Consider the following 6,393-nt stretch of genomic DNA (forward strand, 5'->3'; position numbering starts at 1 on the left):
CACCCCTTCTCTTTATTTAAAATGTTTTTAACTCATCAGAGATTATTAATTTTGCTTCAGTTAGACTCAAAACTTCATCTAAAGTTGTTTCCTTTGCTATTTCTTTTAGTAATAAACCATTATCCGTTGGTTGTATAACTGCTAGTTCAGTAACTATTAAATCAACTCTGCGTATTGATGTTAATGGCAAAGAGCATTTTTTAACTATTTTAGGTGTTCCTTTTGCAGTATGTGTCATGGCAACGATTACTTTTTTTGCTCCAGTTACAAGGTCCATAGCACCACCCATGCCTGGGATCATCTTTCCAGGAATCATCCAATTTGCAAGATGACCTTCTTCGTCAACTTGTAATCCACCAAGTACAGTTACATCTAGGTGTCCTCCTCTAATTAGAGCAAAAGAAAATGCACTGTCAAAAGTCATTGCACCAGGGAGTGCAGTAACAAATTGTCCCCCAGCATTTGTAAGATCTTTGTTTTCAAAACCAGATTCAGGCGCAGGTCCCATTCCTACAATACCGTTTTCACTTTGAAAAAATACATGTACGTTTTCTGGTATGTAATTTGCAACTAATGTTGGAAGACCTATTCCTAAATTTACAAGCTGTCCTTCTTTTAACTCTTTAGCAACTCTTATTGCAATTTTTTCTTTTGGGTTCATTTTTCCACCCCCACAATATAATCAACTACAACTCCGGGAATTTTGATTTCATTTGGCGAAAGACTTCCTGTTGGTACAATTTCTTCTACTTCTACAATTACTGTGTTGGCTGAAAGTGCCATCAAGGGGTTAAAATTTTCCGCGGTTAAATTGAAAACAAGGTTTCCAATATAATCAGCTTTTTTTGCCTTTATTAATGCTACGTCAGCCCTAAGTGGCAGTTCTAATAAGTACTTTTTTCCTTCAATTTCTATAATTTGTTTTCCTTCTTCAACAATTGTTCCAACTCCTGTTGGTGTTAAAATTCCTCCTAGACCAACACCACCTGCACGAATTCTTTCAGCAAGGGTTCCTTGAGGTACAAGTTCTACTTGTAATGTTCCTTCGATCATTTGTCTTTGTGTTTCTGGATTTGTTCCTATGTGTGAGACTATTACTTTTTTACAGAGTTTATTTTTTACAAGTTTTCCTATTCCCTTATCTTCAAAAGCCGTATCGTTTGCGATTACCGTTAGGTTTTTAATTTTGTTTTTAATGATTTCATCAATGATCTTTTCAGGTGTTCCAACCCCCAAAAATCCACCAATCATTATTGTTGATCCTTCTTTAATCAAATTTTTTATCTCTGAAATATCAATGATTTTCAATGCTTTTCCCTCCTTTTTATATAATTAATAATATACAAATTTATTAAGTTTATAACTTTAATATAAAAAGATGTGTATAAATTCACAATAATTATTATACCTTTTTGTTACTAAAATGTTAAGCCGAGAAATATTTTGATTCTTACTTATTTTTGTTTTAAAAAAAGAAAAAAAGCTTAATATAGACTATTTTAAAGAACTTCGTTTAAATGTTGTTTGAATAAAAGTAAAACCCGTTTCTAGAATTAACTAGAAACGGGTTTTTATATATTTGATATATAACTGTTAAAAAACTTTTTAAAGTTTAAGATAGAGCTAGTTTTATTGCACTTGCAGCTTTTTTCCCAGCCCCCATAGCGAGAATTACTGTTGCAGAACCAGTTACTATATCTCCTCCTGCAAATACTTTTTCAATAGAGGTTCTTCCAAACTCATCTGCTTTAATATATCCCCATTTATTTAGCTCAAGTCCCTTGAATTGAGATAACAAAAGTTTGTTAGGATTCGTACCAATTGCTTCTATGGCAACAGTTGCTTCTATGATGAAATTGCTGTTTGGAATAGGAGTAGGTTTTCTTCTACCACTTTCATCAGGCCCACCAAGTTTCATTTTTATACATTCAATACCAATTAAATTTCCATTTTCATCTCCAATGTATCTTACAGGTTGAGTTAGAGTTTGAAATTTAACACCTTCTTCTTTTGCATGTTTAATTTCTTCTTTTCTTGCGGGCATTTCGTTTTCACTTCTTCTATATACTACTGTAACATCTGCTCCCAATCTCAATGCACTTCTTGCAGCATCCATTGCCGTGTTTCCACCACCAATTACTACTATTTTCTCTCCGATCTTTACCGGAGTATCACTTTGTGGGAATTTATATGCTTTCATTAAATTTATTCTTGTTAAAAATTCGTTTGCTGAATACACTCCATTGAGTTCTGTTCCTTCAATATTCATAAATTTTGGAGTTCCAGCCCCTACGCCTATAAATATTGCATCGTATTTTTCTAGCAATTCTTTTGGGTGAATTGCAAGCCCAACAGGAATATTTGTAAATATATTTACACCAAGTTTTTTTAAGAGCTGAGCTTCTTTTTTTACAATACTTTTAGGAAGTCTAAATTCTGGAATTCCATAAATTAAAACACCACCAACGTCATGAAAAACTTCATACATGTCTACTGAAAAACCAGCTTTTGAAAGTTCCGAGGCTGTTGTTAAACCAGCGGGCCCAGCACCTATTATTGCAATTTTTTTATTAATTCTTTTTTCAGGAAGTGTATCTTCTTCGATATTGTTATTAATAGCCCAATCGGCAATAAAACGTTCCAATGCTCCTATTGATATTGGCTGATCAACTTTATTTAAAACACAGTTTCCCTCGCATTGAATTTCTTGAGGGCAAACTCTGCCACATATTGCCGGGAGACTATTGTACTTTTTTAGTACTTTGTAGGAACCTTCAAAATCTTTTTCGGCAATTTTTTTGATAAAGCCTGGAATGTCGATTCCTACAGGACAACCTTGTACACAGGTAGGATTTGGACATTGAATACATCTTTTTGCTTCTTCAATTGCGAGTTCTTGAGTATAGCCAAGATTAACTTCATTAAAATCTTTATTTCTTTCATTTGGTTTCCTTTCAATTGTCTCTATTCTTTGTTTTACAGCCATGTTGGTTCACCAACTTCCTGTAAGTATCTTGAAAGTGCTATCTTTTCTTCTTCTCTATATTGATTAAGTCTTTTTTCAAAACTTTCCCAATCAACGAGTCTCCCGTCAAATTCTGGACCATCGACGCAGGTGTATTTTAATTCATTTCCAATTCTTACCCTGCAACCACCACACATGCCTGTACCATCTACCATTATTGAATTTAATGAAACCCAAATTTTTATATCATGCTTTTTTGCAACCTCTGAACAAGCTTTCATCATCTTTGAAGGACCTATAGCCCAGATAATATCATATTTTTTTTCTTGCATTAGTTTTTCCATGAATTGATGTGGATATGCTTTTTCTCCGAGACTACCGTCATCCGTTACTATATATATATTATTTGCATTCTTAAATTCATCTTCGAGAATAATGTATTCTTTATTACGACCACCAAGAATTACATCAACATTGTTTTTTTCTTTTAAAAGTTCTTTGACAATAGGAGCAATTGCTGCAATTCCAACTCCTCCTCCAACTACTAAAACATTACCGTAATATTTAACTTCACTTGGCATTCCAAGGGGTCCTACAACATCTAAAATAAAGTCCCCTTTATTTAATCGACAGAGTTCATATGTGCTTTTTCCAATTGCTTTAACTATTACTCTAAATGAATCTTTATTTATAGCAGAAATTGTTAAAGGGATTCTTTCGCCATTTTCATATAATCTGAATATAACAAATTGTCCTGGTTTTGCATTTTTCGATACTGTAGGATTTTCTATCCAAAATTCGTGGACACCATATGCAAGTTTTCTCTTTTCTAAGATCTTGTTTTTCAAAGATACACCCCCTATGTCGAGTAAATACTCTGAATTATTTTACTTGCAAATTCGATACAAAAATCCAAAGTTTTTTCAATTTCCCAATCATTTATAGTACCATATATAAATGCAGCCGATACTGCATCACCAGCTCCTGTCGTATTTACAACTTTTACGCTTTTTGCCTTTTTCCTTATTATTGTATCGCCTGCATAAATTATTCCTTCTTTTCCCATTTTTAGTACTATGTGTTTTGCAAAATGTGATAGTTTTGCAAGATTTTTTTCGATATTTTCATCCTTGAAGATTTTTATTAGTTCATCTTTATTCAAAGATACATATTCAACAGAAAAATTTTTTAATATTTCAAATTGTGAAGTTTCAGAAAGTTCAACAAAAGCTGCTTTTGATGATTGGAGAGATTTAAATAAAGTTTCTTGTGGTATACCAGTTTGTATAAATGCAAAATTCATATTATCAGGTATTGCTTGAGGTGATAAAAACTGGTTTGCACCAAGATTGTGAAACATAGTATTTGCCCCAGAACCTTCTACAACGATGCTGGTTAAAGCGGTATTTTCATTTTTGACTATTTGTGGTTTAAATATTAAGATATTTTCTAATTTTTCTTTTATATATCTTCCAAAAATATCATTAGCAATTGCAGAAATCAAAGTAACTTTAAGACCTAAATTTGCAAGATTAATTGCGACATTTGTGGCTTTCCCACCAGGAAAATATGCAAAGTTATTTGCTACATGATTTTCTTCAATTTTAATTTTGTCAATGTAATAAAAGATGTCGAGATTAGTTTTTCCAATACAAAAAACGTCAGTTTTCTCTTTGGAGAACAATAGAAGCAGCCCCCAATATGCCAGCGTTTTCAACCAATGGGCTTTGAATTATTTCAAATGTATCTTTAAAGGTAGGCATTACAAGTTCATTAACTCTTTTTCTAAGTGGTTCAAACAAGATATCTCCAGCCCTTGAAACACCACCACCAATAATGACTACTTCAGGGTTAAAAATATGAACAAATCCTGTTATACCAATAGCAAGTGCTTCAACAACTTCATCTCTTAGCATTAAAGCAAGTCTATCACCGTCTCGTGCTGCGTCAAAAACTGCTTTAGCTGTAACTTTTTCATTTTTAAATATTATTGAATCTGGAAATTTTTTCTTCCTTTCTGTCGCCATCCTTACAATTGCTGTTGCAGAAGCGTATGACTCGAGACATCCATAGTTTCCACAACCACAAAGTGGTCCATTTGGATTTATAATAACGTGGCCTAATTCTGCACCTATTCCGGTAGAACCTGTAATCAAAGTTCCATGCGAAATTACTCCACCACCAACACCGGTTCCAAGTGTTAATGCAACAATATGATTTTTTCCTATTCCTGCACCGAACCATTTTTCTCCTAACGCAAATGAAATTGCATCGTTTTCAACGTATACGTTTTTACCCAAAAGTTCTGATAGAAGTGAACCTAAAGGAAAATTATGCCAATCTGGAAAATTAGGAGAGAATCTAACAATTCCATTTTCCTTGTCTATTGAACCTGGAGAGCCGATGCCTACTGCGTGATAATCAGTTCCTTCAGTAAGTTCTACTATTGCATTTGCTATTCTTTTAACTACTTCTTCTCCACCAAGTTCAACTTTTGTTTCAATTGATGATTTTTTTAATATTTTCCCGTTTTTGGAATCAACTAACCCAATTTTTACGTATGTTCCCCCAAGGTCTACTCCTACTATATTCATTTTGTATCCTCCTTTGTTTATTTTTACAAAAATGAGCAACAGCCTTTAAAATCGTAATTCTTGCTTGCAGAATTTACAAATACATCGGGGCTAATTTTTTCTAAAAGTTGTTTTCTATAACTTCCATGAGGATGCATACAACCAAGTATTACACTTTTAAAATGTTTTTTTGCAAAGTTAAATACCTTAGCAACTTCATCAACAGATGGCGGATTACAATCTTTGTATGCCGTGTTTTTTGTTGGAATAAGAATATTTAGAACGATTGAATCAAAGTAATCTTTTAATATTTCTATGCTTTTTTCCTCATGTGTAATTTTACCACACAAAATACCAATAGTTATGTGTGGTACCTTTTTTACAGGTAGTGGTAAAACTGAAGAAAGTATTTCATCTTTTGTTCTTCTAATTGTATAAACTTCTTTCATTACATTTTCATCTGAAAAAAAATCAAAACTTACTACATCAGCAACATCGATTATTTCAAATGGAGGTTCTTTTGGAAATCCTATGTGGAAATTGTATTGTAAATTGTAAGTTCTTTTTAATTCTTTTAATTTGTTTAGATATGGTGAGAAAGGTATAATGCCATCTTTAGACATTCCGCCGCTTATCAAAAAAGATTTATATTTATTTACATATCTTTCAATATTGTCGATATGTGTCATACTTTTTACATAAACACCACCACAATGCTTACAATTCATTGGACATCCTTTGGTAACAGATATTGGCAGAGTTCCGGAGGGGTTAACAACTACCATTTAAAATTCACCGCCTTAGTGGTTAGTCTATCTTTTTCATCAAGTTGGATCCATCCATTTAAACCAAGAA

The 6,393-nt window shown here is 32.9% G+C and carries 7 protein-coding genes; all 7 read right to left on the reverse strand.

Features of this window, described 5'->3' with window-relative positions:
- Window positions 1-16 precede the first annotated feature (16 nt).
- Complete coding sequence (locus tag JG780_RS04975) at window positions 17-661, reverse strand: 3-oxoacid CoA-transferase subunit B (RefSeq protein ID WP_004101871.1); 645 nt, start codon at window positions 659-661, stop codon at window positions 17-19.
- Complete coding sequence (atoD, locus tag JG780_RS04980) at window positions 658-1,308, reverse strand: acetate CoA-transferase subunit alpha (protein ID WP_004101873.1); 651 nt, start codon at window positions 1,306-1,308, stop codon at window positions 658-660. The genes JG780_RS04975 and atoD overlap by 4 nt, the downstream gene beginning before the upstream one ends.
- Window positions 1,309-1,612: 304 nt before the next feature.
- A complete protein-coding gene (gene gltA, locus JG780_RS04985) occupies window positions 1,613-2,986 on the reverse strand; it encodes an NADPH-dependent glutamate synthase (RefSeq protein ID WP_287569400.1) in 1,374 nt (457 codons plus the stop codon).
- Complete coding sequence (locus JG780_RS04990; protein WP_012580226.1) at window positions 2,977-3,813, reverse strand: sulfide/dihydroorotate dehydrogenase-like FAD/NAD-binding protein; 837 nt, start codon at window positions 3,811-3,813, stop codon at window positions 2,977-2,979. The genes gltA and JG780_RS04990 overlap by 10 nt, the downstream gene beginning before the upstream one ends.
- Before the next feature lie 11 nt (window positions 3,814-3,824).
- Window positions 3,825-4,649: a carbohydrate kinase family protein gene (locus tag JG780_RS04995; RefSeq protein ID WP_287569401.1), complete on the reverse strand. Its 825-nt coding sequence runs from the start codon at window positions 4,647-4,649 to the stop codon at window positions 3,825-3,827.
- Window positions 4,627-5,559 carry an ROK family glucokinase gene (locus tag JG780_RS05000; RefSeq protein WP_287569402.1) on the reverse strand — a complete coding sequence of 311 codons (933 nt, stop codon included), beginning with the start codon at window positions 5,557-5,559 and terminating at the stop codon, window positions 4,627-4,629. Before JG780_RS05000 ends, JG780_RS04995 begins: the two co-directional genes overlap by 23 nt.
- 23 nt (window positions 5,560-5,582) lie before the next feature.
- A complete protein-coding gene (locus JG780_RS05005; RefSeq protein WP_287569403.1) occupies window positions 5,583-6,323 on the reverse strand; it encodes a radical SAM protein in 741 nt (246 codons plus the stop codon).
- Window positions 6,324-6,393: the final 70 nt, after the last annotated feature.

The organism is Thermosipho sp. (in: thermotogales) (assembly GCF_020054775.1).
Classification (GTDB): domain Bacteria; phylum Thermotogota; class Thermotogae; order Thermotogales; family Fervidobacteriaceae; genus Thermosipho; species Thermosipho africanus.